Origin of the sequence: Bacillus sp. 7705b, assembly GCF_002289525.1 — a bacterium.
GTDB lineage: Bacteria > Bacillota > Bacilli > Bacillales > Bacillaceae > Bacillus > Bacillus halotolerans.
This window is the reverse complement of sequence record NZ_NSDH01000078.1, coordinates 1-875: the sequence shown is the minus strand read 5'-3', so window position 1 is coordinate 875 and position 875 is coordinate 1. Positions and strand designations below refer to the sequence as shown.

General features: G+C 55.4%; 1 protein-coding gene. It reads left to right on the top strand.

Going from position 1 to position 875, the window contains the following annotated elements:
* A partial coding sequence (locus CJU60_RS21255; protein ID WP_141243816.1) for a phosphopantetheine-binding protein occupies window positions 1-875 on the top strand: 875 nt, incomplete at both ends.

The following is an 875-nucleotide window of genomic DNA, read 5'->3' as shown; positions in this document are numbered from 1 at the left end:
GAAAGCCATCAGGTTCAGCCGGAGGGCGTGGCCGGAGAGCTTTGTGTGGCGGGACGCGGACTGGCGCGCGGCTATCTGAACAGGGAAGACGAAACCGCGAAGCGGTTTGTCCCCGATCCGTTCGTGCCGGGTGAACGCATGTACAAAACAGGCGATTTGGTGAAATGGACGGGCGGCGGCATCGAATACATCGGCCGGATCGACCAGCAGGTCAAAGTCCGCGGCTACCGAATCGAGCTGTCAGAAATTGAAGTGCAGCTGGCCCAGCTTTCTGAGGTGCAGGATGCGGCAGTGACAGCTGTAAAAGATAAAGGCGGCAATACAGCGATCGCGGCGTATGTCACACCGGAAACAGCTGACATAGAAGCGCTGAAATCAGCACTGAAGGAAACCCTGCCGGACTACATGATCCCGGCGTTCTGGGTGACATTAAACGAGATTCCGGTTACCGCAAACGGAAAAGTAGACCGCAAAGCACTTCCGGAGCCGGACATCGAAGCAGGAAGCGGAGAATACAAAGCACCGTCCACCGACATGGAAGAGCTGCTTGCCGGCATTTGGCAGGACGTGCTCGGTATTTCTGAAGTCGGTGTCGGCGACAATTTCTTCTCGCTCGGCGGAGATTCTATTAAAGGAATCCAGATGGCGAGCCGCTTGAACCAGCACGGCTGGAAGCTGGAAATGAAGGATCTCTTCCAGCACCCGACGATTGAAGAACTGACACAATACGTGGAGCGTGCCGAAGGCAAACAGGCAAACCAAGGCCCGGTGGAGGGCGAAGTTATCCTGACGCCGATTCAGCGCTGGTTCTTTGAAAAGAATTTCACGAACAAACACCACTGGAATCAGTCGGTCATGCTTCATTCTGCGAAGGG